At 72.8% G+C, this 26420-nt stretch carries 24 protein-coding genes; 12 read left to right on the forward strand and 12 right to left on the reverse strand.

All coding sequences use genetic code 11. The annotated features are described in order from the left end of the window. Window positions 1-8 precede the first annotated feature (8 nt). From ACIBK3_RS27650 to ACIBK3_RS27685, 8 genes are all read left to right on the forward strand, one after another. Window positions 9-350 (forward strand): phosphopantetheine-binding protein, encoded by a 342-nt coding sequence (locus ACIBK3_RS27650; RefSeq protein WP_399369811.1) that lies wholly within the window; start codon window positions 9-11, stop codon window positions 348-350. Beyond that, window positions 350-1888: an amidohydrolase family protein gene (locus tag ACIBK3_RS27655; protein WP_399369813.1), complete on the forward strand. Its 1539-nt coding sequence runs from the start codon at window positions 350-352 to the stop codon at window positions 1886-1888. The genes ACIBK3_RS27650 and ACIBK3_RS27655 overlap by 1 nt, the downstream gene beginning before the upstream one ends. Continuing rightward, on the forward strand, window positions 1885-2682 hold the full coding sequence (locus ACIBK3_RS27660; RefSeq protein ID WP_399369815.1) for a 2,3-dihydro-2,3-dihydroxybenzoate dehydrogenase: 798 nt from the start codon (window positions 1885-1887) through the stop codon (window positions 2680-2682). The genes ACIBK3_RS27655 and ACIBK3_RS27660 overlap by 4 nt, the downstream gene beginning before the upstream one ends. A gap of 78 nt (window positions 2683-2760) precedes the next feature. Next, window positions 2761-3456 carry an isochorismatase family protein gene (locus tag ACIBK3_RS27665; protein WP_399369817.1) on the forward strand — a complete coding sequence of 232 codons (696 nt, stop codon included), beginning with the start codon at window positions 2761-2763 and terminating at the stop codon, window positions 3454-3456. Further along, the gene (locus ACIBK3_RS27670; RefSeq protein WP_399369819.1) at window positions 3453-5411 is read left to right on the forward strand and encodes an anthranilate synthase family protein; all 1959 of its coding nucleotides are present in this window, start codon (window positions 3453-3455) and stop codon (window positions 5409-5411) included. The genes ACIBK3_RS27665 and ACIBK3_RS27670 overlap by 4 nt, the downstream gene beginning before the upstream one ends. Window positions 5412-5470: 59 nt before the next feature. Continuing rightward, a complete protein-coding gene (locus tag ACIBK3_RS27675; protein WP_399369821.1) occupies window positions 5471-6493 on the forward strand; it encodes a ketoacyl-ACP synthase III family protein in 1023 nt (340 codons plus the stop codon). A gap of 97 nt (window positions 6494-6590) precedes the next feature. Then, window positions 6591-7688, forward strand: a complete 1098-nt coding sequence (locus ACIBK3_RS27680) for a 3-deoxy-7-phosphoheptulonate synthase (protein WP_399369823.1) — start codon at window positions 6591-6593, stop codon at window positions 7686-7688. Between the two features lie 50 nt (window positions 7689-7738). Beyond that, window positions 7739-10090 (forward strand): amino acid adenylation domain-containing protein, encoded by a 2352-nt coding sequence (locus ACIBK3_RS27685; RefSeq protein WP_399369825.1) that lies wholly within the window; start codon window positions 7739-7741, stop codon window positions 10088-10090. Window positions 10091-10168: 78 nt separating this feature from the next. Here ACIBK3_RS27685 and ACIBK3_RS27690 read toward each other — a convergent pair whose 3' ends face one another. The 4 genes from ACIBK3_RS27690 to ACIBK3_RS27705 all read right to left on the reverse strand — a co-directional run bounded on the left by ACIBK3_RS27690 (window position 10169) and on the right by ACIBK3_RS27705 (window position 14383). Next, a complete protein-coding gene (locus tag ACIBK3_RS27690; RefSeq protein ID WP_399369827.1) occupies window positions 10169-10900 on the reverse strand; it encodes an alpha/beta fold hydrolase in 732 nt (243 codons plus the stop codon). A 132-nt stretch (window positions 10901-11032) separates the two neighbouring features. Beyond that, complete coding sequence (locus ACIBK3_RS27695) at window positions 11033-11608, reverse strand: YdeI family protein (protein WP_399369829.1); 576 nt, start codon at window positions 11606-11608, stop codon at window positions 11033-11035. A gap of 24 nt (window positions 11609-11632) precedes the next feature. After that, complete coding sequence (locus ACIBK3_RS27700) at window positions 11633-12811, reverse strand: 3-hydroxybenzoate 6-monooxygenase (protein ID WP_399369831.1); 1179 nt, start codon at window positions 12809-12811, stop codon at window positions 11633-11635. Window positions 12812-12922: 111 nt separating this feature from the next. After that, complete coding sequence (locus ACIBK3_RS27705) at window positions 12923-14383, reverse strand: MFS transporter (protein ID WP_399369833.1); 1461 nt, start codon at window positions 14381-14383, stop codon at window positions 12923-12925. Between the two features lie 91 nt (window positions 14384-14474). Between ACIBK3_RS27705 and ACIBK3_RS27710 the strand changes: the two genes are divergently transcribed. Continuing rightward, a complete protein-coding gene (locus ACIBK3_RS27710) occupies window positions 14475-15104 on the forward strand; it encodes a CGNR zinc finger domain-containing protein (RefSeq protein WP_399369835.1) in 630 nt (209 codons plus the stop codon). A 17-nt stretch (window positions 15105-15121) separates the two neighbouring features. Here ACIBK3_RS27710 and ACIBK3_RS27715 read toward each other — a convergent pair whose 3' ends face one another. The 8 genes from ACIBK3_RS27715 to ACIBK3_RS27750 form a co-directional block, all read right to left on the reverse strand. Further along, window positions 15122-16267, reverse strand: coding sequence for an acyl-CoA dehydrogenase family protein (locus ACIBK3_RS27715; RefSeq protein ID WP_399369837.1), 1146 nt, complete (start codon window positions 16265-16267; stop codon window positions 15122-15124). Between the two features lie 27 nt (window positions 16268-16294). Continuing rightward, window positions 16295-17992 (reverse strand): AMP-binding protein, encoded by a 1698-nt coding sequence (locus tag ACIBK3_RS27720; protein WP_399369839.1) that lies wholly within the window; start codon window positions 17990-17992, stop codon window positions 16295-16297. Continuing rightward, window positions 17989-18975 (reverse strand): transketolase family protein, encoded by a 987-nt coding sequence (locus tag ACIBK3_RS27725; protein WP_399369841.1) that lies wholly within the window; start codon window positions 18973-18975, stop codon window positions 17989-17991. Before ACIBK3_RS27725 ends, ACIBK3_RS27720 begins: the two co-directional genes overlap by 4 nt. Next, complete coding sequence (locus ACIBK3_RS27730; RefSeq protein WP_399369843.1) at window positions 18972-19886, reverse strand: transketolase; 915 nt, start codon at window positions 19884-19886, stop codon at window positions 18972-18974. Before ACIBK3_RS27730 ends, ACIBK3_RS27725 begins: the two co-directional genes overlap by 4 nt. A gap of 66 nt (window positions 19887-19952) precedes the next feature. After that, on the reverse strand, window positions 19953-20978 hold the full coding sequence (argC, locus tag ACIBK3_RS27735; protein ID WP_399369845.1) for an N-acetyl-gamma-glutamyl-phosphate reductase: 1026 nt from the start codon (window positions 20976-20978) through the stop codon (window positions 19953-19955). After that, on the reverse strand, window positions 20975-21838 hold the full coding sequence (locus ACIBK3_RS27740; RefSeq protein ID WP_399369847.1) for a RimK family alpha-L-glutamate ligase: 864 nt from the start codon (window positions 21836-21838) through the stop codon (window positions 20975-20977). Before ACIBK3_RS27740 ends, argC begins: the two co-directional genes overlap by 4 nt. Window positions 21839-21901: 63 nt before the next feature. Further along, on the reverse strand, window positions 21902-22084 hold the full coding sequence (locus ACIBK3_RS27745) for a lysine biosynthesis protein LysW (protein WP_399369849.1): 183 nt from the start codon (window positions 22082-22084) through the stop codon (window positions 21902-21904). 120 nt (window positions 22085-22204) lie between these two features. Then, entirely contained in the window at window positions 22205-23128 is a 924-nt protein-coding gene (locus tag ACIBK3_RS27750) for a LysR substrate-binding domain-containing protein (protein ID WP_399369851.1), read from the reverse strand. Between the two features lie 280 nt (window positions 23129-23408). On the opposite strand from ACIBK3_RS27750, the gene ACIBK3_RS27755 reads away from it, so the two are divergent. From ACIBK3_RS27755 to ACIBK3_RS27765, 3 genes are read left to right on the forward strand one after another with little or no spacing between them, the layout of a single operon-like run. Next, a complete protein-coding gene (locus ACIBK3_RS27755; protein ID WP_399369853.1) occupies window positions 23409-24299 on the forward strand; it encodes a family 3 encapsulin nanocompartment shell protein in 891 nt (296 codons plus the stop codon). Between the two features lie 34 nt (window positions 24300-24333). Then, window positions 24334-25407 carry a sulfotransferase gene (locus tag ACIBK3_RS27760; RefSeq protein WP_399369855.1) on the forward strand — a complete coding sequence of 358 codons (1074 nt, stop codon included), beginning with the start codon at window positions 24334-24336 and terminating at the stop codon, window positions 25405-25407. After that, window positions 25404-26174 carry an SDR family NAD(P)-dependent oxidoreductase gene (locus ACIBK3_RS27765; protein WP_399369857.1) on the forward strand — a complete coding sequence of 257 codons (771 nt, stop codon included), beginning with the start codon at window positions 25404-25406 and terminating at the stop codon, window positions 26172-26174. The genes ACIBK3_RS27760 and ACIBK3_RS27765 overlap by 4 nt, the downstream gene beginning before the upstream one ends. The last annotated feature ends 246 nt before the right edge of the window (window positions 26175-26420 follow it).

Raw genomic sequence — 26420 nt, forward strand, 5'->3', positions numbered from 1 at the left:
GAAAACCCATGACCGTACCCACCACCCCAGCCCTTTCCGCCCCTTCCGCCCCTTCCTCGCCCACTTCTCCCGCACGACCCCGCGCCCTGCGCCGTACCACTCCCCTCTCCCTCGACGAACTGCGTCGCGACGTCGGCCAGGCCATCGGCGTCCCGCCCGAAGAGATCGACGGTGACGCCCACCTGGTGCACCTCGGGCTCGGGTCACTGGAGGCGATGCTGCTCGTGACCCGCTGGCGTCGGCAGGGCATCCCCGTCGACTTCGCCGCGCTCACCGGAGCCCCCACCCTCGACGCCTGGCACCGGCATCTCGGTGAGGCATGGGCTCTGCGCGAGACGGGAGCGGCGTGATGGACGCCCTGCTGATCCGCGGCGGGGTGCTCTACCCCGCGGACGCCACCGACCGGGTCGTGCCCGACGGCGCGGTGCTCGCGGCGGACGGCGTGATCGTCGCCGCCGGTCCGCGCGCCGAGGTCGAGGCGGCGGTCCGGCCCGAGCACCGGGCCGGCGGCCTGCGCGTCATCGACGCCCACGACCGGATGATCCTGCCCGGCTTCGTCAACGCTCACTGGCACGAGATGTTCGCGCTGCGCTTCCCCTTCAAGGGCGCGCTGCGCTCGGCCACGGACCGCGACGACAAACCGGTGTTCATGGCACTGGGCGGCGACGTGCCGCAGATCTCCGTCGTCTTCGACACCTTCCACGACCACGTCGACCGGCTCACCCCCGACGAGGCCCTCACCATCGCCCGCTACTCGATGTGGACCCAGCTGCGCTCCGGCGTCACCACACTGGGCGATGTCGGCTCCCTCAACCAGCCGCAGGCGCTGGCCCGGGCCGCCCGTGACCTGGGGATGCGCGTCACGGTGAGCACCTGGGCCGCCGACGCGGTCTGCGCCCCCGGCGACAGCCGCTTCCGGCGCACCCGCGACACCGACCTGGAACTCCAGCGCATCGAGGAACTGCTCGACGAGTGCACAGCCGACCCCGACGGTCTCGTACGGGCCTGGCCCACCGCCGTCTACGGCACCAACATGAGCGACGAACTCGCCGCTGGGTTCGCCGACCTGGTCGCCCGCTACGACGTCCCGTTCGCCACCCACGTGGGCGCGCTGCGCAACGAGGCCGACGTGATGCTCGCCTACTACGGCGCCACTCCGGTACGGCGGTTCGCCGACGCCGGGCTGCTGTCGAAGCGGTTCATGGCGGTGCACTGCGGCTTCGCCGATCCGGGGGAGCGGGCGCTGCTCATCGACGCGGGCGCGCACATCAGCCACTCGCCCGCCAAGTACGGGCAGGCCGGCGAGTCCACCGTCTCCGAGACGCGGGCGATCCCGGAGTTCCGGCGGGCCGGGCTGGACGTGTCGGTGTCCACCGATGGCGCCGCCGTGCCGCTCGGCGGGATGCCGGAGGCGATGCGGGCGGTGTGGCAGCTCTACAACGAGATGTACGCCGACCCGACCGAGGTGCTGCCCACCGACGCCCTCGCGATGGCCACCCGGCTGCCCGCCCGGGGCCTGGACCAGGGGGAGCGGATCGGCAGCCTGGAGCCGGGCAAGCAGGCGGACCTGCTGCTCGTGCCCGCCGGCGACTGGCGCTATCTGCTCAACCCGCGCCCGCTGGAGGGGTTCCTGTCGCTCGGCGGCTCCATGGACGTGGAAACGGTCGTAGTCGCCGGCCGGGTCCTCATCGAGGACGGCCGCTCCACGGAGCTCGACGAGGACGCCCTGGAGGCGGAGTACCTGGAGGCCCTGTCCTCCTTCACGGTGCGCTGCCTGGGCGTGGACGCCGACACGGTCGCGGCGGTGCTGCGCCGGCGGACCGAGACGCTCGAACGGCGCCGCCGGGCGGCGGCCGCACATCACACGGGATGGAGGCAGGCGCCATGAGCGAGTCCAAGGTAAGGGCCGCCCTGTACGGCAGCACGGCCCTCGTCACCGGCGCCGCCGGCGGCATCGGTGCCTCCGTGGCCCGCGAGCTCGCCGCCGCCGGTGCCCGGGTCGCCCTGCTCGACGCCGACGGGGCCGCCCTGGAACCGCTGGTGAAGGAGCTGGAGGCCGAGGGGGCGAGCGTACTGGCGTTGGCCGCCGACGTGCGCTCCAGCGCCGAGGTGGACGCCGCGGTGGAGCGCGCCGAGACCGAACTCGGGCCGCTGGACCACCTGGTGAACGCGGCCGGGGTGCTGCGCACCGGGGAGGTCACCGGATACAGCGACGAGGACTGGGAGTTCACCTTCGCGGTCAACGCCACCGGCGTCTTCCACGTCAGCCGGGCGGTCGTCGGACGGATGGTGCCGCGCGGCTCGGGCGCGGTGGTGACCGTCGCCTCCAACTCGGCGGGCGTACCGCGCTGGAACATGGCGGCCTACGCGGCGTCGAAGGCGGCGGCGACCAGCTTCACCCGGACCCTCGGCCTGGAGGTCGCGCGGTACGGCATCCGCTGCAACGTCGTCGCGCCCGGCTCCACCGAGACCCCGATGCTCACCACGATGTACGCCGACGGCGACTTCGCCCGGCCGTCCGTCGAGGGCTCACCGGACACCTACCGGGTGGGCATCCCGCTGGGCCGGCTCGCCCGGCCCGAGGACATCGCGCACGCGGTGCTCTTCCTCCTCTCCGAGCAGGCCGCGCACATCACCCTGCACTCCCTCGTGGTGGACGGCGGCGCCGCGCTCGGAGCCTGACCACACCGGGCCGGTCCGGCCGGTCCCCGCACCAGCGGGTCGGGGGAAGCCCGACCCGCAACTGACCCTGGAGCCACCATGGCGATCCCTCTCATCGATCCCTATCCGATGCCGACGGAGGACGAACTCCCGCGCAACACCGCCTCGTGGACGGTCGATCCCGCCCGTGCGGTGCTGCTCGTCCACGATCTGCAGAACTACTTCCTCAGCCCCTTCGGGTACGGCGGCCCGGACACCGGCCGGCAGCCGCTGACGGATCTGCTCGACCACACCGAGGCCCTGCGCGGGTCGTTCGCGGCGGCCGGTGCGCCCGTGGTGTACACCGCCCAGCCGGGCGGCATGAACGACGAGCAGCGCGGGCTGCTCAAGGACTTCTGGGGCGCTGGGATGAGCGCGGACGAGGAGCACCGCGCCATCCCCGAGCGGATCGCCCCGGGCCCCGGTGACGAGGTGTTCACCAAGTGGCGGCCGAGCGCGTTCTGCCGCACCGATCTGCTGGGCATGCTGCGCCGCACCGGCCGCGACCAGCTGGTGATCTGCGGGGTGTACGCCCATGTCGGCATCCTCATGACCGCCCACGAGGGCTTCTCGCAGGACATCCAGACCTTCGTGGTGAGCGACGCGATCGCCGACTTCTCCGCCCGGCGGCACCGGGAGACGCTGGAGTACGTCGCGGGCCGCTGCTCGGTCACCTTGCCGACGCGGTCCGTGCTGGCCGCGATGGGCACGATGGCCGGGACGGCAGGGGCAGCGATGGCTGGGGGACGGTCATGACCGCGCACCCGGTCCTCGAGCGCGTCCTCGGTGCCGACCCGCCTCCGTTCGCGCTGCTGCACCGGCCCGGTGCGACGGGGCCCGACCGGATCGACGTGCTGACCGGGCGGGTCGCCGTACACGAGCTGATCTCGCAGATCCCGCTCGCGGACCCCCGTGCGGACGAGCCGGCCGGCGAGCGGCACGAGGTGCTCGCGCTGTTGCCGTACCGGCAGATCCGCGAGCGCGGATTCGCTTGTGCCGACGACGGGGCGCCGCTGATCGCCCTGGCCGTGGACGACCAGGCGGTGCTGCCGCTGGGGGACGTCCTCGAACAACTGCCGGACGTGCCGATCGCCATGGACGAGGGCCGCTTCGACGCCGACGACGAGGAGTACGCCGCCCGGGTGCGCCGGGTGCTCGCCGAGGAGATCGGGCGGGGCGCGGGGGCCAACTTCGTGCTCCGGCGGTCCTTCACGGCGCGGATCGAGGGCTGGTCGGCGCGGACCGCGCTGTCGTTCTTCCGCCGGCTGGCCGGCCGCGCCCCGGGCAGCCACTGGTCGTTCGTCGTGCACACCGGGGAGCGCACCTTCGTCGGCGCCTCGCCGGAGCGCCATGTGAGCCTGGACTCCGGCCGGGTCGTCATGAACCCGATCAGCGGCACGTACCGCTATCCGCCGGGCGGGCCCGTCCCGGAGGAGGTGTTGGCCTTCCTCGCCGACCCCAAGGAGGCCAACGAGCTGTACATGGTCCTCGACGAGGAACTGAAGATGATGGGCCGGGTCTGCGACCTGGGCGGACAGGTCACCGGGCCGTTCCTGAAGGAGATGGACCGGCTCGCCCACACCGAATACCTCATCGAGGGCCACAGCTCCCTGGACGTACGGGAGATCCTGCGCGAGACGCTGCTCGCGCCGACCGTCACCGGCGGCCCCATCGAGAGCGCCTGCGAGGTGATCAGCCGTCACGAGCCGGAGGGGCGTGGTCACTACGCGGGGGTCGCGGCCCTGATCGGCAGGGACGCCTCGGGGTCCCGGCGGATGGACTCGGCCATCCTCATCCGTACGGCGGAGATCGACGCGTCGGGGCGGGTCCGGATCCCGGTGGGCGCCACCCTGGTCCGCGACTCCGACCCGGTGGCGGAGGCCGCGGAGACCCGGGCCAAGGCGGCCGGGCTGATCGAGGCGCTGCGGGCACCGGTCGGCGCGCGGCCGGGGTCCGCCGCGGGCCGGCCGGAGCCGCTGGCCGCGCATCCGGCGGTGCGGGCGGCGCTGGCCGAGCGCAACCGGCCGCTGGCCGGCTTCTGGTTCGAGGACCCGCGCGAGCGGTCCCGGCCGTCGGCCGCGCTGTCCGGGCGCCGGATCCTGGTGATCGACGCCGAGGACACCTTCACGCATATGGCGCGCCATCTGCTCCAGGCGTACGGGCCGTACGTCGACGTACGCCGCCACGACGACGACCTCCCGCTCGACAACTATGACTTGGTGATCGTCGGGCCCGGTCCGGGTGACCCCCGGGAGACGGCCGACCCGAAGATCGCCCGGCTGTGCGGGGTGACCTCGCGGCTGCTGCGGGACGGTATCCCGTTCTTCTCGGTCTGCCTCGGGCACCAGGTGCTCAGCACGCTGCTCGGGCTTCCGCTGGTGCGTCACAGCGTGCCCAGCCAGGGGGTGCAGCGCACGATCGACTGCTTCGGGCGCGGTGAGCCCGTGGGCTTCTACAACACCTTCGCCGCGCGCAGCGCCCAGGACCTCGTCGAGTGCCCCGAACGGGCCGGTCCGGTGCGGGTGTTCCGCGAGGCGGACGGCGAGGTGCACGCGTTGCGCGGGCCCGGTTTCGCCTCCGTCCAGTTCCACCCCGCGTCGGTGCTGACGCGGCGCGGTCCCGAACTGCTGGGGGAGCTGATCGCGGAGCTGCTCGGTGAGGTAACGGGCGCTAATCGGGGGGCCGTTGTCCCTGCCTCGATACCGGCATAGCGTTTTTGGTGGTAGCAGCACCCCTTGTCCCGCCGCCCCACTGTGGAAGGAACCGTCCGATGCGCTTCGACAACATCTGGATCGCCGGCACCGGAGGAACCCTCGGCGCGTTCGAGCCGGTGGCCGCGGCGGTCGCCGACGGCCGCTACTCGGCCGAGGCCGCCGAGAGCACCGGCATGGTCAGTTACGCGCGGGCCACCCAGGCGCCGCCCGAGATGGCGGTGACCGCGGCCCGGCAGGCCGTCAAGGAAGCGGCGGAGAAGGGAGCGCGTGTCGACACCGACACCCTGTTGCTGCACAGCCACGGCCACTTCCAGGGCATCGACCTGTGGCCCGCCGCCTGCTGGATCGCCCGGGAGCTGCTGGGCGAGCACGTCGACAACACGCCGACGACGGTCAACGCCTGGTCCAACGGCTCCCTGGCCGCGCTCGACGTCGCCGCCTCCACGCTCATCGCCCGCCCGGACGTGCCGTCCGTGCTGATCACCCTGGCCGACCGGTTCGCCCCGCCCACCGACCGCTTCCACACCTCCCCCGGCATGGTCTTCGGCGACGGCGCCGCCGCCGGGGTCGTCACCCGTGACACCGGGCGGCTGCGGCTGCGCTCACTGGTGAGCCGGACCGACACCGTCCTGGAAGGACTGTCCCGGGGCGCCGAGCCGTTCCGTACGGTGCCCGAGGGGCAGCCCGACATGCGGCGCAGGACGCGTGAGTTCCTGGCGTCCGGCGAGGTCACGCTCAGGGGCGTGCACACCCGCGTCGCCGACTGCACCCGGCAGGTGGTCGGACGCGCGCTGGACGAGGCCGGCATCACCGCCGACGAGATCGACTGGTTCCTGACTCCGTTCGTCGGCCGGACCCTGTACCGCGAGAGCTTCGTACGGCCGCTCGGCATCACCCCTCGCAACACCGTGCACGAACTCGGCCTGACCATCGGCCACCTCGGCCCCTGCGACCAGATGTACGGCCTCGATCACCTGCTCAGGAACGACCTGCTGACGCCCGGCGACCGCGTCCTCGTGATCGGCACCGGCATGGGCTTCACCTTCTCCGCCGCGGTCCTCACGGCCGACGGCGTCTGAGTGACCCGGCCCCCCGCGGCACCAGACCGGCTCCGCCGCCCCGCACGGCCTTCACAGCCCCCTCCGCACCTTTCGCCCAAGGAAACGGATCACGTCCATGACTCCCTTTCGTACCGCGAGCATCGCCCCGAACGCCCCCGCCGTCCCGGCGCCCGCGCCCCCGCAGGTGCTGCCCAGCCCGGACGCGCTGCGTGCGCGGATCCCCCTGTCCGCCCTCGCGAAGAAGACCACCGCGCTGGCCCGCCGCGACATCGGCCGGGTGCTGGCGGGCCATGACGACCGCATGGTCGTCATCACCGGCCCCTGTTCCGTGCACGACCCGGACGCCGCCCTCGGATACGCCGAGCGGCTGTCCGCGCTCGCCGCGGAGACCCGGGATCAGCTGATCGTCGTCATGCGGGTGTACGTGGAGAAGCCGCGTACCCGGGTCGGCTGGAAGGGGCTGCTCAGCGACCCCGGCCTGGACGGTTCGCACGACCTGCCCGGCGGGCTCGGGCTCGCCCGCGGCCTGATGGCCCAGATCGCCGGCATGGGACTGCCCGTGGCCTGCGAGTTCCTGGACCCGCTGGTCCCGCCGTACCTGGCCGACGCGGTCGCCTGGGGGGCCATCGGGGCGCGTACGGTGCAGAGCCAGGTCCACCGCCAGTTCTGCAGCGGCCTTGGTATGCCGATCGGGTTCAAGAACACGACCGACGGCGGGGTCCGGGACGCGGTGGACGCCGTCGTCGCCTCCTCCCGTGCCCATGTCCACCCGGGCATCGACGGTGACGGCCGGGCGGCCGTCGTCGCGACCCAGGGCAACCCCGACGGCCATGTGGTGCTGCGCGGTGGTGCCGACGGCCCCAACTACGGTCCCGCGCAGGTCGCCGCCGCGTTGGAGGAACTGGACGCCGCCGGTCTGCCGCAGCGGCTGATCGTCGACGCCAGCCACGGCAACAGCAACAAGGACCACGAGCGGCAGCCGCTCGTCATCGCCGACATCGCCCGCCGGATCGCCGCGGGTGAGCAGGGGATCGCCGGCGTCATGATCGAGAGCTTCCTCACCGCGGGCCGCCAGGACCTCCGACTCGGCCGCACCGACCGCCTCGTGTACGGCCAGAGCGTCACCGACGCGTGCGTGGACTGGTCGACCACGGCCCGCATGGTCGACGACCTGGCCGCGGCGATCGACACCCGCCGGGCCTCCGCCGCCTGAGCACACCCCCTGCAGTCCACCCGGAACAACACTCGAGAGGAACCAATGCCGTGGCTGTCACCACGAGTTCGTCCCTGCCCCTGGCGCGCGTCCTGGACGGCGCGCGGAGCGGCGCGCTGCACCGGCGTGCCATCGACGCCCCCGCGGTCGTCGCCGAGCGGTCCGAGGTGTACGCGACGGCCGCCCTGGCGGCACTCGTGCACACGTACACGGGAGAGACCGACCTGCTGATAGGCCGCCGCCGGCAGCCGGGCGTCACCGAGACGGTCGCACTCCGCGTCGACGGACCGACCACTGCCGGGGATCTCCTGCGCGCCGCACCCGGGGCCCCCGTCGCGGAGGTGGGCGGCACCGGACGGCCGGCGCACGCCGCCGTCGACACGACCGGGCCCGCGTCGGCGGCGCTCGCCGCGCTGACCCTCTCCACGACCGGCGACGGCCTGGAACTCGCCCTGGACAGCGACGAGTTCGACGCCGAGGCCGCCGACCAGTACGCCCGCCACCTGGAGCGGATCCTCGCCGCGCTGGCGGCCGACGCGGACGGCACCGTCCGGGACATCGCGCTGCTGACCGACGAGGAGCTGCACCGCACCCTGGTGGAGTGGAACGACACCGAGGGGCCGGTGGGCCCGGAGTACTTCCACGAACTGGTCGCCGAGCACGCGCGCCGCTCCCCCGACGCGCTCGCGGTGATCCTTCCCGGTACCCGGCTCACGTACCGCGAACTCGACGGCCAGGCCAACCAGTTGGCGCACCGGCTCGCCGCCCGGGGCGTGCGTCCCGGCGACCGGGTCGGCGTCTGCTTCCCGCGCGGCGCGGAGAGCCTGGTCGCCCAGCTGGCCTGCTTCAAGCTGGCCTGCGCGGCGATCCTGCTCGACAGCGACTTCCCCGCCGACCGCGTCCGCTACATGATCAAGGACGCCTCCGCCGCCGTCGTACTGACGCTCGCCGCCCATGCGGACAAGGTCAGCGGCCTCGCCCCGGTGATCGCCCTGGACACCGACGACTGGCGCACCGAGCCGGACACCGAGGTGAGCGAGCCGGTCGACGCGGACGACCTGATCCACATCTGTTACACCTCCGGCTCCACCGGCGCCCCCAAGGCCGTCATGGTCCGCTTCGGCGCCGCCCGCAACCTGATCCACAGCATGGCCGAACTGTGCGGGATGACCGCCGCCTCCCAGGGCACCTGGCTCGCCGCCCCCGGCTACGGGATGATCGAGGTCGAATGCTTCCCCGTCCTCGCCCGCGGCGGGACCGTGCACATTCCCGACGTGTCGGTGGTCTCCTCCGAGCACCGCCTCCAGGAGTGGTTCCTGCGCGAGGGCATCACCACCACCCTGCTGATGAAGCCGATGGCCGAGCGGCTGTGGCGCCTGGAGTGGCCCGAGGACACCCCGCTCGAGAACATCCGGGTGTGCGGCGAGCGCATCCAGTCCTGGCCCCCGGCCGGCCTGCCGTTCCGGCTGGTCAACCTCTACGGCTCGGCGGAGGCCACCGTCGTCGCCAGCTGCGACATCACCGAACTCGGCGAGCGACTGGGCGCTCAGGGCAGGGCTCGCCGGCTGCCGCCGATCGGCCGCCCCACCACCAACGTCACCACGTACGTCCTCGACGAGGAGCTGCGCCCGCTGCCGCCGGGCCTCGTCGGCGAGCTGTGCATCGCCGGCGTCAGCCTCTCGGCCGGCTACCTGGGCCGTCCGGAGGCCACCGCGGAGAAGTGGATCCGAAACCCGATCGACCCCGCCCGCCACCCCGTGATGTACCGCACCGGAGACCTGGCCCGGTACTGGCCGGACGGCAGCATCGAGATCGTCGGCCGCACCGACAACCAGGTCAAGGTGCGCGGCAACCGGGTTCACCTCGGTGAGATAGAGGTCGTCCTCACCACCCTGCCGGGGGTCGACCAGGCCGCCGTACTCGCCCGTCAGGACGGGCAGGGCGACGTCCAGCTGACCGCCTACGTCGAGCCCAGCCAGGGGACCGTGCCGTCGGTGCGCGACATCCGTCGCGGGCTGTCCCAGCGGCTGCCGTCGTTCATGGTCCCGGCCGTGTACGTCATCGGCGGGCTGCCCCTCAGCGTCAACGGCAAGATCGACCGGGCCGCCCTGCCCGAGCCGCCGCGCTCGCGCCCCGAGCTCGACACCCCGTACCAGGCCCCCGCCGGGAAACTGGAGGAGGTGCTGCTCAGGCTGTGGACCGAGGTGCTGGAACTCGACGGCGTGGGCGTGCGGGACAACTTCTTCGAACTGGGCGGGGATTCGCTGCGCGCCGCCCGGCTGACCGACCTGGTGCGCAAGCGGTTCGTGGTGGACATCGAGATCGTCGACCTCTTCGACGAGCCGTCCGTGGCGAGGATGGCGGCCCTGGTCGCGGACCGGGTCCCGGCAACCGCCGCCTGACCGGACAGGACATCACAGAGCCCCGCCGGTTCGACCGGTGGGGCTCTGGGCGTACAGGGGAGGGCGTACCGGGGCGCTTCAGGCGGCCTTCGGCAGTGGCGCCGCAAGCCAGCCGTCGAGCGCCGTCATGAACTCCGCGTGGTGGCCGTACCAGGTGATGTGCCCGGCTCCCTCGACCGACCGCACCTGTACGCCCCGGGCCGTCAGCTGCTCGACCGCCGCCGGCGGGACGAAGCGGCTGGGCTCGGGGCGGATCATCAGCGAGGGGACGTGCTCCGGCGGGGCGAAGTCCGTCCCGGCCACCGAGGCGAGCAGGCTCACCGAGGTGGCCACGTCGAACTGCTCGGCCGCCCGCGCCTCGACGACCCGGTCCCGCTGCTGCCAGCCGGGTTCGTGCCGGTCGAGGGCATCGAGCGTACGGCGCTCCTTGGCCTTGGTGTACGCCGCGGTGAGCGTCGGGGGGTCGAAGTCGGCCCGGCTGGGGCCGAAGGGCGTGTCGACGTACACCACCCGCTCGGGGGCCAGCCGGTCCAGGGCGGAGGCGAGCACGAAAGCCCCCATCGAGTGGCCGATGGCAAGCGCCGGAGCGGCCGGTACGGACTTCAGGAGAGCGGTGACGAAGCCGTCCAGGCCGGCGTCGGGGGCGGCGGGGGAGAGGCCGTGGCCGGGGAGATCCACGGCCACCACCCGATAGCCGCGCTCGGCCAGCGCCGGGCCGATTTCCCACCAGCATTCCCCGTTGCTCAGCATTCCATGGACGAGTACGGCGACGTGGTCGCCCGTGCCCCAATGGCGTACGTGAAGAGTCATGCGGGAAGAATAGTGTCCGTAATTCCGGAAGCCGGGGATGTGCGGTGACGGATTCTTTATGGAAACGAGAAGCCGCCGCCCGCTGCGTGGAGCCGGGCGACGGCTTTTCGGGTGGCCGCTTTTCGAGGGGCTTCAGCTCTCGGCGGACTCCAGCTTCTGCATGATCTTCTTCAGCTGGGCGGCCCGGCTCTGCTCGCCGACCGCCTTGAGGAGCGGCAGCATGAGGCCGTAGCGCTTGGTGCGGTCGAGCCGTTCGAACCGCTCGGCGGCGCCCGGCCGTTCGCCCAGCGCCGCCGCCAGATCCTCCGGCACTTCGGCGAGGGCCTGTGATTCGTAGGCGGCGGCCCAGCGTCCGTCGGCCTGCGCGGCCCGGATCTCGGCCAGGCCCGGCTCGCGCATCCGCCCGGCTTCGATCAGCGCCTCGACCTTGCGGATGTTGACCATCGACCACACGCTGCGCGGCCGTCGCGGAGTGAGCTTCTGCAGGAAGAAACGCTCGTCCAGCGATTTGCGCTGGCCCGGGATCCAGCCATAGCACAGGGCCACGTCGAGGGCCTGGGGGGAATTGACCGAGGGGATTCCGGAGCCCTTCTTCGCGATTTTCAGCCACACCCCGCTCGACAGCGCGTGATGTTCTTCGAGCCAGTTCTCCAGGTCCTCCTCGGTGGGAAAGTGCAGCATTTCGGCGTCGTCGTGCTGGGCGGCCATACGGGCATCTGCCTTCCGCGTGCGTCAAACGGTTGTGAAGTCGGTGGCGCCGTGCAGCCAGGACACCACGTCGTACAGGTCCTCGGCGGAGTGCGAGGCGAGCAGCGCGTCGCGCTCGGCGGCGCGGGCACCGGCCGCGTGGTACAGCTCGCTGCCCATCCAGCGGGCGGTGAGCGTGGTGCGGGCGGTGCGCTCGCGCCGTACGCCGTTGTACTTTTCCAGACGCTGGGAGACGTCGGCCGGGTCGCAGCGCAGCAGCGCGGCGAGCACCACCGCGTCCTCCAGGGCCGTGCAGGCGCCCTGGGCGGCGTACTGGAGCATCGGGTGTGCGGCGTCGCCGGCCAGTGCCACCCGGCGGTCCACCCAGGTTGCGACCGGGTCGCGGTCGCACAGCACCCAGATCCGCCAGTCCCGGCCGAGCCGCAGCACCTGGCGTGCGGCGTCGGACAGTTCGTCGAACTCGGCGAGGACCCGCTCGCGGGGGGCGGGCGTTCCGGTGATCTCGTGGACGGCGCCGTCGTCGCGGGTGGCGGCGAGGTTGAGGTAGGCGCCGGCGCCGATGGGATAGTGCACGAAGTGCCACTTCGGGCCCGCCCACAGGGTCACGGCCCGGGTCCGCAGCTGCTCGGGGACCTCGGACATCGGGATGACGGAGCGGTAGATGGTGTGGCCGGAGACGCGCGGTGCGCCGTCGCCGACGAGCTGCTCGCGCACGGCGGAACGCAGGCCGTCGGCGCCGATGAGCGCCTGGCCGCGGAAGCGGTCGCCGGTGGCGGTCGTCGCGGTCACGTGGCCGTCGGAGTGCTCGTAGCGGGTCACGCGCTGACCGGCCATCAGCTCCACGCCGGAGTCCCGGCAGCCGTCGAGCAGGGCACGGTGCAGGTCGGCGCGGTGTACGACGGCGTAGGGGTTGCCGAAGCGGGTGCGGTAGCCGCCGGTCAGCGGCATCGCGGCGACCCGGCGTCCGGTCGTACCGTCCATGAAGCGGAGTTCGTCGATGAAGTCGGCGCGGTCGGCCACGGCGTCGCGGACACCGAGGGCGTCCAGCGCGTGGAAGGCGTTGGGTGCCAGCTGGATTCCGGCGCCGATCTCGCTGAACTCCGGGCGGCTCTCCAGCACCGTCACCCGATGTCCGCTGCGGGCCTGGCCGAGCGCGACCGCCAGTCCGCCGATGCCGCCGCCCGCGACGAGTATGTGAGTCATGGCTCTTTCCTGATCCTCTCCGCACGCGTGTACCGGATGGGCGCGGCGGCCGGCCCTCCGGGGGAGCGAGGGCCGGCCGCGCGCGGGGGACGGCGGCGAACCGCCGGTGGACTACTGGGCCGCCACCGGCGCGTCGGCCGGGGTGCCCAGGGGTTCCGTGCCCGGGGCCGCGTCGGTCTGCGGGCGGGCTGCCGTGGCGACCGCCGTGCCGCGCAGGCCGAGGGTCGAGACCGCGACGATGCCGACGGAGAGCGCGGCGGTGAACCAGAACGCCGCGCGGAAGCCGTCGATCGGGATGGCCCGGACCGCGCCGTGCGCGATGCCGGCGAGCGCCACGCCCAGGGCGAGGCACAGGCCCACGCCCAGCTGGCGGCCGGAGTTGTACAGGCCGGAGGCGAGACCCATCTGCGGACCGCTGACCCCGCTGGTCGCGGCGACGGCCGTGGTGATCATCATGACCGTCACACCCAGGCCGAGCAGGACACCGCCGGGCAGCACCACCAGCAGGTACGAGCTGTCCGCCGTTACCTGCGCGAGCAGCGCCCCGCCCGCGGCGAGGAACACACCACCGAGGGTCAGCGTGTTGCGCGCGCCCAGCTTCTCGGTCAGGCGGATCACCGGGACGCTGGCGAGGAACACCACGAACGCCTGCGGGAAGAAGGCGAGTCCGGTCTTGACGGAGGAGTAGTGGAGCACCTGCTGCAGGTAGAGGGTGATGAAGAAGGTGGACACCGACATCACACCGCCCGACAGGAACGCGATCGCGTTACCGGAGGACAGGCTGCGGTTGCGGAAGATCGACAGCGGCACGAGCGGCGCGGAGACCCGGGTCTGTACCACCAGGAAGGCGATCAGCAGCACGGCGCCGGCCACCAGGGAGACGATGACCGGTGTCGCGCCCCAGCCCTTGTCCGAGGCGACGGTCAGGCCGTAGCTGAACGCGCACATCGCGGAGGTGACGAGGACCGCCCCCGGCACGTCGAGACGCGTGCCACGGGTCTGGTCGTGGTCGGCGACGAGCTTCCGCGCCGCGAGCGCGACCAGGACGATGCCGACCGGCAGGTTGACCAGCATCACCGCGCGCCAGCTGATGTACTCGGTGAGCAGACCGCCGGCCGCGACACCGACGGAGAAGCCGGCGGAGGAGACAGCGCCGAAGACGCCCATCGCCTTCACACGCTCCTTGCCCTCCGGGAACCCGGCGGCGATCAGCGCCAGGACGGCCGGGGAGACCGCCGCGGCCGACAGACCCTGCAGCGCACGGGCGGCGACCAGGACGAACGGGGCGGTGGCGAGGCCGCCGACGAGCGAGGCGAGGGTGAAGACGGTGAGCCCGGCGACGAACAGCCGCTTGCGGCCGATGACGTCCCCGGCCCGGCCGCCGAGCAGCAGGAACCCGCCGTAGAAGAGCGCGTAGGCGCCCACGACCCACTGCAGTCCGCTGTCGGTGAAGCCGAGGTCGCGCTGCATGCCGCCAAGGGCGACGTTCACGATGGCGAAGTCGAGGGCGAGCATGAACTGTGCGGCGCACAGCAGAAGGAGCGGCGGTCGCCCGCCGGTGTTCCCGGACATGGGATTCCTTTCGTGGGGGGAGATACGGAGGTGAGGACGGAGCGGTGGAGATGGATACCGGTCAACGCAGGTGACCGGTAAGGTCTGCGACATGAACGCAATGCCGGCGCAGGCCACGGCGTCGAGAACGCCGACAGGACGACCGCGGGTGCGGCAACCGGGGAACCGCGAGGTCGCGCCCGGTCCTCTCGCCCTGGTGCAGTCCTTCGTCAACAGCCTCAACGTGGAGTTCGGACCGGACGAGTTCGCCACCGTCGGGGGGATCACGCGCTGGCTTGAGGAGTACGGTCCGCCCGGCGCCGCCGACGGTGTCACCGAGGCCGACCGCAGGCGGGCGGTCGAACTGCGCGAGGCCCTGCGGGCGTTGCTGCGGGAGAACAACGGCGGTGCCCCCGACCCGGCGGCCCGCGCCGTCGTCGAGCGCGTCGCCGAGCACTCCCCGCTGGTCCTCGGCTTCGACGACGAGGGCCTGCCCGCCCTGCGGCCCACCCGCACGGGCCCCCAGGGCGTGTTCGGGCAGATCCTCGGGATCGTCGTCGAGGCGGCCAAGGAGGGCACCTGGCAGCGGCTGAAGTCCTGCCATGATCATCGCTGCGCATGGGCCTTCTACGACCGTGCCCGCAACCGCTCCGGCCGCTGGTGCTCCATGGCGGTGTGCGGCACCCGCTCCAAGATGCAGGTGTACCGGCAGGGCCTGAAGGCCGACACGGCGAACGGCTGAGCGCGGCAGGACGCCCGTCACGGCGCGTACTCCCTGCCCAGGACGAGGCGCGCCACCGTCAGCTTGGTCGCCGCCGCCGTGCCGTCGGCGAGCTGGAGGCCGATGACGTCCCGCAGCCGCTGGGCGACCGGCCCGTCCTCGCTCCAGCCCAGGTGCCCCATGGTCAGCAGCGCCTGGTGGGTGGCCTCCACGGCGGCCTTGGGCGCCCACCACTTGGCCATGTTCGACGGGATGCGGGGATCCTCGCCCCGGTCCGCCGTGCACAGAGCCTCGTAGGCGACCAGGCGCGCGGCGTGCAGCAGGGTGGTGTGCTCCACGAGCGGGAACGCCACCGACTGGAACCGGCCGAGGGGCTGCCCGAAGGCGGTCCGCCGGGTGGCGTGGGCGTACGCCTCGTCCAGGGCGGCGTTGCCCACCGCGATCGCCATCAGCGCGATGTACGCCCGCGAAACCCCGAAGCCGCGCATCACGGCTGCGAAGCCGCCGCCCGGTTCACCGACCAGCTCACCGCGGCCGATCCGCACCCCGTCGAGGACGATACGGCCCCTGCCGCCGGCCCTGCAGCCCAGATCGGTCAGCCGCTCCCGGTGTATCCGCGCGTCGTCCAGCGGGATGTAGAAGGCGCTGATGCCGCGCGGGCCGTCCCCGCCGGTGCGGGCGAAGACCAGCGCGTGGGTGGCGTGCGCGGCGATCATGATCGAGGTCTTCTCGCCGGTCAGCACCCAGCCGTCACCGTCCGCCTCGGCGCTCATCCGGATGCCCGCCGCGTCCGTGCCGTGGTCGGGCTCGGTCAGCGCGAGGGCGACGACGGCCTCGCCGCGGGCGATCGGCGGCAGCCAGGCCGCCCGTTGCTCCGGGGTGCCGTTGTCGGCGAGGACACCTCCGACGAGCGCGGCGTTGAGCACCGGGAAGCAGACCGCGAGATCGGCCGCGGCCAGCCGCTCCAGCGCGATGCCCGCGCTGACCACGTCGAGGCCGAGGCCGCCGTACTGTTCCGGGATGCGCAGGGCGAACAGGTCCACGGCGGCCATGTCCGCGATCAGGTCCGGGCGGTAGGTGCCGGCGCGGTCCTGCTCCTGGCGGTGCGGGGCGATCTTCTCTGCGGCGAACTCGGCGACCCGCTTGGCCAGTTCGTTCTGCGCCGGGGTGTACGTGAAGTCCATGGAGGTGCTTCCTTCTCGCGGCGGGCGTCAGGCGGCGGGGCCGGAAGGGACGGAGCGGCCCGGCGTGCGCAACTGGTCGCGCAGGGCGAATTTCTGGATCTTTCCGGAAGGGGTGCGCGGCAGCGCCGGCAGTAGTTCCACCCGTTCCGGCCAGTACGTCTTGGCCATGCCGAGCCCGGCCAGGTGCTCCTGGAGGTCGGGCAGGCCGAGGACCGGGCCGGTGGTGACCAGGAAGGCGCAGGCGCGCTCGCCGAGCCGCTCGTCCGGGTAGCCGACCACCGCGACGTCCTTGATCGCAGGGTGCCGCAGCAGCGCGCCCTCGACCTCGACGACCGGGATGTTCTCGGCACCGCGCATGATCATGTCCTTGACCCGGCCCACGATGCGGATGCCACCGTGGCCGTCGTCCCGGGCCAGGTCGCCGGTGTCGAACCAGCCGTCGGAGGTCACCGAGGCGTCGTAGACCTCCTGCCGCCGGAAGTAGCCGAGGCACTGGGCGGCGCCGCGCACCTGGAGACGGCCGTTCTCCCCGGGGCGTACGGGAGTGCCGTCCTTGGCGGTGACGCGGATCTCCATGCCGGGGACCGCGGTGCCGTCGCTCTCGGCGGCCCGCAGCGGCGGCTGTTCGGGCCGGGTGACGGTCACGCAGCCGTTCTCCGTCATGCCCCACAGCGCGTACACCCGGCAGCCGAGCAGCGCGTCGGCGTCCTCCACCAGCAGCGGCGCGATCGGCGCGCTGCCGGTGGCGAAGCTGCGCAGAGCGGACAGGTCGTGGGGGGTGCGGCGCTGGGCGTCGATCAGGTCGGACAGGAAGGTGGGCGCCCCCATGAAGAACGTCACCCGCTGCTCCTGGAGGATGCGCAGCATCCGGTCCGCGTCCCACCGGTCCACCTGCACCGCGGTCGCGCCGAGCAGTAGCGGCATCACCAAGTTCCAGGTGAAACCCGCCTGATGGGTGGTCGGCGAGCCCATCGCGGTGATCTCGTCGTCGGCGAGGCCGAGGACGTCGGCCTGCGCCTTGTTCATCGCGTACAGGGTGTTGTGGCTGTGCACGACGCCCTTGGGCTCCCCGGTCGTGCCGGAGGTGAACATGATCTGCCCGGCGTCGTCCGGCCCGGCCTCCAGGCAGTCGAGGGAGGCGAGCAGATCCGGGTCGGGCGTGGGGGCGTACAGATCGCGGGTGAAGTCCAGGGCGCCGTCGGTGAGGTGGCCGCCCTCCCGGCCGTCGCCGCCGAGCAGCACCCGGTGGCGCAGGGTGGGCACGGCCTTCCCGACCTCGGCGCTCATCTCGTCGTAGGAGAAGCCCCGGAACTCGGCGGCGGCGATGTAGACCGGGCTGGCGGTGAGCCGGGTCATGAACTCCACCTCGCGGCGGCGCATCGTCGGAACGACGGGACCGGCGACCGCGCCGACCCGCGCGGCGGCCAGGCACAGCGCCACCAGCTCCCAGGAGTTGGGCAGTTGCAGCGTCACCACGTCGCCGCGCCGCACGCCGAGCCGGAGCAGCCCGACCGCGAGCCGGTCGACCCGGCGGGCGAGTTCGGCGTACGTCACGGTCTGCGCGTCGGTGCCGGAGTAGCAGACCAGGGCGGGTTTGGCGGGGCGCTCGGCGGCCCAGCGGCGCAGGTCGTGCAGGATCGTCTCGTCGCGCCAGAAGCCGGCCGCGCGCCACTCGTCGCCGAGCTCTGCCGGGGCGTTCGACGGTCGCTGTGCTGTCGTGGTCATCGGGTGCCTCCCCCGGAGTTGCCGAGCGCCCGGCGGGCGCGGGCGGCGATGGACTGGGCGCTGACACCGCCCTGTTCGAGAAGCTGGCGCTGGCTGCCGGCGACCGGCACGAAGGCGTCCGGCATCGCGACCCGGTGGACCCGGACCGGCAGCGCGCCCAGTTCCTCGGCGACCGCGGAGCCGAACCCGCCCGCCGCCCAGTGCTCCTCCACCGTGATCAGATGCCGCTGGTCGCCCAGCGAGTCGAGCAGCGCCGGAGTGTCGAGCGGTTTGACGGTGTGCAGGTGCAGGACGTTCGCCGAGATGCCGTCCGCGGCGAGGAGTTCGGCCGCCTCCAGGGCCGCCAGGACCGGGTAGGGGCCGCAGGCGGCGAACGTGATGTCGCCGCCTCGGCGCAGAATCTGGGCTTTGCCGAGGCGCGGCGGCCCGGCATCGGCCGGCAGGGCGGGGGTGGCGCCCCGGCCGAGGCGGAGGTAGACCGGGCCGCCCAGCGCGAGGGCCTGGCACAGGAGTTCGGCGGTCTGGGCGGGGTCGCCGGGCACGACCACGGTCATGTGAGGCAGCACCCGCATCGACGCCAGGTCCTCCAGGGCGTGGTGCGTGGGGCCGAGGTGCCCGGCCGACACCCCGGAGTGGGTGGCCGCGATCACCACCGGCAGCTCGCCCAGCGCGATGTCGAGCTTCACCGCCTCCAGGGCCCGGGACGCGGCGAACGCGGCCATCGTGTTGACCACCGCGATCCGCCCCTCACGGGCGAGCCCGGCCGCGGCACCCATCAGGGTGTGCTCGGCGATCCCGAGATTCAGGTACCGTTCCGCGCCGTCCCCGAAGTCGACCCCGCCGAACAGCCCGGTGTCACTGTCCAGGACCACCAACCGCTCCTCACGGGGGAGGAGTTCGGCGACGGTGTCGCGATAGACCTCACGAGCGGAACGCTCGGCGGGGGCGGCTCGGCGCGCGGTGGGGGCCGTGGCGGTGGTCATCGGCGGGCCTCCGCGTCCGCGCGCAGGGCCTTCAGGAGCTGGAGCTGCTGGCGGCGGCCGAGGCGGGCGTAGTGGCTGCGGGCCTTGCCCTCGATCTGGGGGACGCCCTTGCCCTTGACGGTATGCGCGATCAGGACGGTGGGGCGCTCGGGGTCCGGCGGCAGGGACAGGGCATCGGTCAGTGCCTCGATGTCGTGGCCGTCGGCCTCCAGCACCCGCCAGCCGAAGGCACGCCAGCGGTCGGACAGCGGTTCGAGCGCGCCTACGGACTCGGTGGGGCCGCTGATCTGCAGGCCGTTGCGGTCCACGATCGCGGTGAGGTGGCCGAGCCGCTGCGCGGAGGCGACCGAGGCGGCCTCCCACACCGAGCCCTCCTGGAGCTCCCCGTCGCCCATGACGACGAAGCAGCGGCGCTCGGAGCCCTCCAGCCTGTGCCCCAGCGCGTGCCCGACGCCGACGGCCAGTCCGTGGCCGAGGGATCCAGAGGGCATCTCCACACCGGGGATCCCGGGGTGCGGGTGAGCCGTGAAGTGGCTGCCCGGCCTGGCGTACGCCTGCAGCTCCTCGGTCGGGAAGTAACCGGCCTCGCACAGCGTCGCGAACAGGCCGATGCCCCCGTGGCCCTTGCTGAGCAGCAGGATGTCGCGGTCTGGCTGCCCCGGGAAGCGGGGGTCGTGGCGCAGCACCCGGAAGTAGAGCACGGCCAGGATCTCCACCAGGGACATCGAGCCGCCCAGGTGACCGCCCTCGGCGGACGAGCACATCGTCACGATGTGCTCCCTGATCCGGGTGGTGGCCTCGGACAGTTCGGCTCCGCCGCGGTGTGCCTCGGCCCCTGAGGGGCCGGTGGGGCGGTCGGCGGTCGGTGCGGCCGGCGGCAGGGTGCCGCGCAGCAGGGGCGGGCTGCTCATGCCTTGTCCTTTCGGCGGGTGCGGTGGCGAGTGGACGCCGGAGGCGTAGGGGGGCGGGTCAAGGGGTCAGTTGGGATGCAGCCCGGTGAACTCCAGGCCGCGCTCCTCCGGTTCGCCGAAGCGGACGTTCATGCACTGCACGGCGTTGCCCGCGCCGCCCTTGACGAGGTTGTCCAGGGCCGCGATCACGGTGACGGTGGAGGCCCCGCGGTCCAGCGCGAAGCCGACGTCGCAGAAGTTGGAGCCGGAAAGGATCTTGGCGTCGGGGAAGCGGTGCATGCCGCGCCGGGCGGCGACGATCCGCACGAACGGCTCGTCGCCGTACCAGGAGCGGTAGGTGGCGCGGATGGCGCGCTCGTCGACCCCGTCGGCCAGCGCCGCCCGGCACAGCAGCTGCACTCCGCGCACCGCCTCGACGCCGGTGGCCGTCATGTGGATGGTGTGCCCGGTCGCCTGCGCGATCTCGGCCTCGTGCCGGTGCCGGGTGGGCGCGAACACCCGTAGGGCGCCGCTGCGTTCGGCGTGCAGGTTCTCGGAGCCGGCTTTGGCGCCGGAGCCGCTGGATCCGGTACGGGCGTCCACTGTGATGTCGCCCCGCACCAGCCCGGCGCGGGCCAGCGGGACCAGGGAGAGCAGTCCGGCGGTGGCCATACAGCCGGGCACGGAGATCCGGTCGGCGCTGCGCAGCCGCTCGCGGTGGAACTCGGGGATGCCCGGGGTGAACGTGTCGATCAGAGCGGGTGTCTCGTGCGGGGTGCCGTAGTAGTCCTCGTAGACCTCGGTGTCGCGCAGCCGGAAGTCTCCGGACAGGTCGATGACGACGCGCGCCGAGTCGAGGTACTCGGGCATCCGCTGCATGGTCTCCCGGTGCGGGGTGGCCAGGAACAGCACGTCGCAGTGGCCGAGTTGGTCGTACGACGAGAACGTCAGCCGGGTGCGGCCGCGCAGGTTGGGATGGACGCTGTCGACCGGCCGCCCGCGCAGGGTGCGCGAGACGGCGTCGACGACCTCCACCTGGGGGTGGTTGACCAGCAGGCGGAGCAGTTCCCCGCCGATGTAGCCGGCCGCGCCGACGACGGCTGCCCGGATCATGCCTGTGCCTCCTTGATCAGCAGGGCGGCGATGGCGTCCGCCGCGTCGATGTCCGTCCCATGGCTCTGTTGCAGGCCCCGGAACTCGACCCGGTCGTTGACCTCGAGCACGGTGAGCCGGCCGTCGGGGTCCTGGAGCAGGTCCACGCCGGCGATGTGCGCGCCGACGGTGTCCGCGGCGGCCACCGCGAGTTCGGTGAGGCCGGCATCGAGCGGACAGCGCTCGCTGACCGCGCCGCGGGCGACGTTCGTACGCCACTGATCGCTGCGCCGGTACGTCGCCCCGACCGCCCGTCCGCCGACCACGAGAACCCGGATGTCCCGGTCGGCCTTGGCGACCTCGCGCTGTACGTAGACGATGTGCGACTGGGGGGAGGGCAGCGCCGCCAGGTGCTCCAGGACGGCCGTGGCCATCGCGGGGTCGGTCACCCGGGTCACCAGGCGACCCCAGGAGCCGACCAGGGGTTTGATCACGGCCGGGTAGCCGAGCTGCTCCAGGGCTTCGAGCGCCGCCTCCGGGGTCAGCGCGAGGGTGGTCTCGGGGGTCGGCAGGCCGCGGGCGACCAGCGCCGCCGACGTCTGCCACTTGTCGCCGCACACCGCCGCCGCGGCGGCGGTGTTGAGCACCTTCGTGCCCGTCGACTCCAGGGCGCTCGCCGCGTACAGCGCCCGGTAGTGGCCGACCTCCCGGTTGAGGACGGTGCGCGGGCCGGTCCAGGCGGAGCCCGCCCGGACCGACAGCGCGCGGGGGTCGATCTGCTCGCACGCGGCGCCACGCCTCTCCAGGGCTGCCAGGATGCGTTTCTCCTCGAAGCGGACTCGCGAGGCGAGTACGCCGAGCTGCGGTGCCGCGGAACTCATGGCCTGCTTCTCCTTCCCCTGTGTCCCTGTGGCCTCTGGCCTCTGTGTCGGATCCGGGGCTGCTTACTCGCCCCAGTCCTCCTCCACCTCGGGCGCGAGGATGAGGCGCGGCGGCTCGACGGATTCGACCTCCAATTCCGTACGGCACTCCGGGCACTCGAGAATTTCGCCGACCCGGGTGTCGTTCTCCCAGGGCACCTCCGCGTCGCACTCGAGGCATTCGTTGATCGTCAGGGTCTGGGACATGGGAATTCTCCTCATGTGATGGAATCTGATGGGGCAAGGAACTGAAAGGACTGTATCCCTGGGTTTTCCGCCGTTCGGCCGGGTTTCATGACCGGCTCGAATGGGAGTGAACGCGGCTGCTTATGCGTGGCTGCTCATGCCCGTGGGAATGAGGGTCTCCGCGGGGCCCGCGGGCGCGAGCGGATATCCCTGGAGCGCCTGCCGGAACGCCTTCTCGGCGATCCGGGCGAAGCCCTCCGGGGCGGCGCCGGGGGCCAGCGCCAGGATCACCGGCAGCGGGGCCGGCGGCTGCGGAAGCCCCGCATGCGCGGTGCGGGCCAGCCCCCACAGCTCGTCGCCGTTGGCGATCAGGCAGGTCATGCCGAGGCCGGCCTTGGCGGCCGAGCGCAGGCCGATCAGCTCGGGCCCCTCGTAGGCGACGCGCCAGGGGACGCCCGCGTCGTCCAGGACCTCGCCGACCAGTCCGCGCAGGGTGCAGGGGGCGGGGAACAGTGCCAGCGGGAGCGTGTCCCGCTCCCGGGTGGCGGGCCGGCCGAACCAGGCCATGCGCATCCTGCCCAGCTCCAGGGCGTCCGTGCCCGGGTCCGGCGCGCCGGCCTGCAACAGCAGCGCCGCGTCGAGCTGACCGGAGCCGAGCTGCTGGGCCAGCACCTCGCTCACCCCCGTCCGGACCCGCAGCTGCACCTGGGGCAGCCCTCGGTTGACCCGGCGCAGGAACTCCGGCAGGACCTCCGCGAGCTGGCTGGTCACGCCGACCGACAGCAGCACCCGGCCGGCCTCGGGCACGAACCGGGCGACCACCTCGTCGTTCAGCGCCACCATCCGGCGGGCGTACTCCAACAGTTCCTCGCCGTGCGGGCTGAGCCGCATCTCCCGCCCCGTGGAGGCGAAGACCGGGCTCTTGATGAGGCCGCTGAGCTGGCGGATCTGCTGGCTGACCGCGGGCTGGGTGATGTGCAGGGCCTCCGCGGCCCGCCGGAACCCGCCGTGCTCGACCACGGCCACCAATGCCCTCAGGCGATTTATCTGCAGGTCGTGTCGCATTCCCTCACCCCGTTGTCGGTTGGAATTCTGGAGCTGACCGCAGCCTAGGAGGGGTCGGTTCGCGGCGGCCACGGTGCAGCTCACCGGATGTGTGTGAGATCTTCATGTGCGGTGTGTGCAGTCGTCCCGAACGGGAATTACAGCGTCTTATTCAGACCATAAAAAACGGGCGTGGAATTGCTCCGCAGAAATACCCGGCAACGGCCTAGCATCGATCCCACTCAAGGGCCGTTCAAGCGGCACGTACAGGTCCACTCAGGTAGCTACTCAGGGAGAAAAAATGCTGGCAGCACCCGCTTCCTCGGCAGTACAGCAGGGCGTCCGGATAAACCTCGCCGACCCGTCCCTGGACGAGCGCAGCCCGGGCGAGGAATTCGCCTGGTCGGTGCGCGGGGCCGCGGCCGACGAGGATCGCGTCATACCGTTCCGCGCCCATCTCCCGGCCGTGTTCCCGCTGTTCGCGACCCGGCCCCGCTACGCCGTACGGCACCTGCTGAAGACGGCGTCGGTCGCCGACGCCCCGGTGCCGTACGTGCACGAGCCGGCCACGCACCTGGCCGCCTCCGGAACGTCGTACCGCACCACCCCGGAGGGCTCCTTCACCTCCCGTCTGCAGCAGGCCGAGCTGACCGACCTGAAGGTGCGGGTGCCGCTGCCCCCCGGGCTCCTCGACGAGCCGGCGCTGCTCGCGTCCTTCATCGACTACCGCGTCCTCGTGCGGCTGTCCGTGGTGGAGAACCAGACCCTGCTGCACGGCAGCGACGACAAGGCCATCACCGGTCTGCTCGACCTGCCCGGCACGCGCCACGGCGCCCTCGGCGACGACGTGTACGCGTCGATCACGGAGGCGGCCGCCGAGGTGGAGGAGACCGGCGGCTCCTGCGACGGCATCGTCGTCCACCCCTTCACCTACTGGGAGCTGGTCCGCGCCGGCGTCCTCGGCCAGCTGGGGGCGGCGGGCATCACCGTCTCCCGCACCCGCATGATCCCGCGCGGCCAGGTCCTGCTCGGCGACTTCCGGGCCGCCGTCACCCTGCTGGTGCCCGGCGTCGCCTCGCTGGCGCTGCTGCGCGGCCAGGGCCCGGACGGCTCCGACGTCGTCGAGGCGACCAGCCGCGTCGGCCTCGCCGTCCACCTGCCCCAGCACTTCCTGCTGCTGACCCGCGACTGACCCCCGACCTGCGCCAGCCGACGAAGGGAACCCCATGTCCGGCCCTCCTCGCCGCCCTGTCCGTGTCCTCTACATCACCGGGTGGATGCGCAGCGGCAGCACCCTGCTCGGCAACGTCCTCAACGAGCTGCCCGGCGTACGGCACATCGGTGAGCTGCACTTCCTGTGGAAGAACGGCGTCCTCGGCACCGGGACCAACTCCAGCTGCGGCTGCGGCCGGCCGCTGACCGAGTGCCCGCTGTGGTCGCAGGCGCTGACCGACCTGCCGGCCGGGGGCACCGAGACCACCGCGCACCGCATGCTGGGTCTCCAGAGCGCGCTGATGCGCACCCGGCACACCCGGGACCGGCTCGCCGAGACACGCGGCACGCGGCCCGCCGCGCCCGGGGTCGCCGAGCTGCTCGACCAGTCGGCCGCCGTCTACCGTCGGATCGCCGCCCGCGGCGCCGACCGGCTGGTGGTGGACGGCTCCAAGTGCCCGGCGGAGGCCGCTGCCCTGCTGGGCCGGTCCGACCTCGACGTGCGGGTGCTGCACATCGTGCGGGACCCGAGGGCCACCGCCCTGTCGTACCGCAGCGCGAAGGAGTACATCGACCCGATGTCCCCGGCCCGCTCCAGCGGCTACTGGACGGCCTTCAACCTCGCCTCCGAACTCGTCGGCACGGCGGCGGGCGACCGCTACCTGCGCGTCCGGCACGAGGACCTGTGCGCCGGGCCCCGGCAGACGGTGGCCGAGGTGCTGCGCTTCGCCGGCCTGGACGACGAGGTCCCGGTCGACGAGTCCGGCCGGGCCACGCTCGGCGTCAATCACACCGTCACCGGCAACCCGGACCGGCTGCGGCGCGGGGTCACCCAGATCCGCCCCGACGAGCGCTGGCGCACCGCCCTGTCCCCGGCCGACATCACGGCGGCCACGGTCCCGGCGCTGCCGCTGCTCGGCCGGTACGGCTACCCGGTGGCACCGTCCCGCCGGTCCGGCACACCGCCCACTCCGGCGGGCGGCACCGCATACCCTCGTACGGCCGACGCCCCGTCCCCGAAGGCGAGTTCACAGACGGCGGCCCGCCAAGGCTTCGTCGCCCCCCTCTGGCCGGGTGAGCTCTGGTGAACCTCGGACTCGCCGGCAAAGCCGCGCTCGTGGCGGCCTCCAGCAGCGGTATCGGGCTCGCGGTCGCCAAGGTGCTCGCGGCGGAGGGCGCCGACGTGTCGATCTGCGGCCGCGATCCCGAGCGGCTCGCCGCAGCCCACAAGGAGGTGGACGCGTGCGGCCCCGGCCGGGTGCTCAGCCGGTCGGTGGACCTGCGCGACGAGGACGCCGCCGCCGGATGGGTGAGCGAGACCGCCGACACGTTCGGCGCGCTGCACGTCGTGGTGACGAACTCCGGAGGTGTTCCCTTCGGCCCCGTCGAGGACTTCGAGGTCGCCGAGTACCGCGAGGCCGTCAACGACAACCTGCTGCCGCACGTCTCGCTGTCGCTGGCCGCCGCCCCCCAGCTGCGGGAGGCCGGCTGGGGCCGGATCGTGATGATCACCTCCGAGTCGGTGCGCCGGCCGCATCCGGGCAGCGGACTGTCCTCGGTGGCCCGGCTCGGCGTCCTCGGCTTCGCCAAGGGCCTCGTCGACGCGTTCGGCGCATCCGGGGTCACGGTCAACGTGCTGGCGCCCGGCTTCCACCGCACCCCGATCCTCGACGTCCAGTACGGCGACGAGGTCGAGGAACGCCTCGCCGAGGTCGCCGCCTCCCTGCCCGTCGGCCGCATCGGCCGCGCGGAGGACCTGGGAGCCCTGGTCGCCTTCCTCGCCAGCGAACAGGCCGCCTTCGTCACGGGCACGGTGCTGCTCGCGGACGGCGGCAACACCCGGGCCATCGTCTGACACCGGCGCCCGAGCTGACGCCCGGCCTCCCGGTTCGCGCCCGGTCTTCGGACCGGCGCCCCGCCTCGGGGCGGTGCGTCGCCGGCCTCGGCCCGCCGCTCCCCGCTCCGACGGACGGTGTCCCCGGCCGTCGCCCTGCCACCCGGCCGGCGTCCAGTCACCCGAGGGGAGTGCCGCCCACCCTGGGCCGACGCCTCGTCACCTGACGGGCGCACGCATCCCGGCCCGCCCCGCCTCGGCCCACTG

The sequence above is a fragment of the Streptomyces sp. NPDC050287 genome (assembly GCF_044459385.1).
Classification (GTDB): Bacteria; Actinomycetota; Actinomycetes; order Streptomycetales; family Streptomycetaceae; genus Streptomyces.

What these genes read in the sequence shown, in the direction of transcription:
- ACIBK3_RS27695 (WP_399369829.1), bottom strand. Translation starts at nt 11,608, where the DNA reads ATGGCCGCCCAGCACGACGACGCCGAAATGCTGCACTTTCCCACCGAG.
- ACIBK3_RS27705 (WP_399369833.1), bottom strand. Translation starts at nt 14,383, where the DNA reads ATGTCCGGGAACACCGGCGGGCGACCGCCGCTCCTTCTGCTGTGCGCC.
- ACIBK3_RS27755 (WP_399369853.1), top strand. Translation starts at nt 23,409, where the DNA reads ATGCTGGCAGCACCCGCTTCCTCGGCAGTACAGCAGGGCGTCCGGATA.
- ACIBK3_RS27665 (WP_399369817.1), top strand. Translation starts at nt 2,761, where the DNA reads ATGGCGATCCCTCTCATCGATCCCTATCCGATGCCGACGGAGGACGAA.
- ACIBK3_RS27720 (WP_399369839.1), bottom strand. Translation starts at nt 17,992, where the DNA reads ATGACCACGACAGCACAGCGACCGTCGAACGCCCCGGCAGAGCTCGGC.
- ACIBK3_RS27740 (WP_399369847.1), bottom strand. Translation starts at nt 21,838, where the DNA reads ATGAGTTCCGCGGCACCGCAGCTCGGCGTACTCGCCTCGCGAGTCCGC.
- ACIBK3_RS27670 (WP_399369819.1), top strand. Translation starts at nt 3,453, where the DNA reads ATGACCGCGCACCCGGTCCTCGAGCGCGTCCTCGGTGCCGACCCGCCT.
- ACIBK3_RS27745 (WP_399369849.1), bottom strand. Translation starts at nt 22,084, where the DNA reads ATGTCCCAGACCCTGACGATCAACGAATGCCTCGAGTGCGACGCGGAG.
- ACIBK3_RS27680 (WP_399369823.1), top strand. Translation starts at nt 6,591, where the DNA reads ATGACTCCCTTTCGTACCGCGAGCATCGCCCCGAACGCCCCCGCCGTC.
- ACIBK3_RS27725 (WP_399369841.1), bottom strand. Translation starts at nt 18,975, where the DNA reads ATGACCACCGCCACGGCCCCCACCGCGCGCCGAGCCGCCCCCGCCGAG.
- ACIBK3_RS27690 (WP_399369827.1), bottom strand. Translation starts at nt 10,900, where the DNA reads ATGACTCTTCACGTACGCCATTGGGGCACGGGCGACCACGTCGCCGTA.
- ACIBK3_RS27730 (WP_399369843.1), bottom strand. Translation starts at nt 19,886, where the DNA reads ATGAGCAGCCCGCCCCTGCTGCGCGGCACCCTGCCGCCGGCCGCACCG.
- ACIBK3_RS27700 (WP_399369831.1), bottom strand. Translation starts at nt 12,811, where the DNA reads ATGACTCACATACTCGTCGCGGGCGGCGGCATCGGCGGACTGGCGGTC.
- ACIBK3_RS27660 (WP_399369815.1), top strand. Translation starts at nt 1,885, where the DNA reads ATGAGCGAGTCCAAGGTAAGGGCCGCCCTGTACGGCAGCACGGCCCTC.
- ACIBK3_RS27655 (WP_399369813.1), top strand. Translation starts at nt 350, where the DNA reads ATGGACGCCCTGCTGATCCGCGGCGGGGTGCTCTACCCCGCGGACGCC.
- ACIBK3_RS27715 (WP_399369837.1), bottom strand. Translation starts at nt 16,267, where the DNA reads ATGGACTTCACGTACACCCCGGCGCAGAACGAACTGGCCAAGCGGGTC.
- ACIBK3_RS27760 (WP_399369855.1), top strand. Translation starts at nt 24,334, where the DNA reads ATGTCCGGCCCTCCTCGCCGCCCTGTCCGTGTCCTCTACATCACCGGG.
- argC (WP_399369845.1), bottom strand. Translation starts at nt 20,978, where the DNA reads ATGATCCGGGCAGCCGTCGTCGGCGCGGCCGGCTACATCGGCGGGGAA.
- ACIBK3_RS27675 (WP_399369821.1), top strand. Translation starts at nt 5,471, where the DNA reads ATGCGCTTCGACAACATCTGGATCGCCGGCACCGGAGGAACCCTCGGC.
- ACIBK3_RS27650 (WP_399369811.1), top strand. Translation starts at nt 9, where the DNA reads ATGACCGTACCCACCACCCCAGCCCTTTCCGCCCCTTCCGCCCCTTCC.
- ACIBK3_RS27710 (WP_399369835.1), top strand. Translation starts at nt 14,475, where the DNA reads ATGAACGCAATGCCGGCGCAGGCCACGGCGTCGAGAACGCCGACAGGA.
- ACIBK3_RS27750 (WP_399369851.1), bottom strand. Translation starts at nt 23,128, where the DNA reads ATGCGACACGACCTGCAGATAAATCGCCTGAGGGCATTGGTGGCCGTG.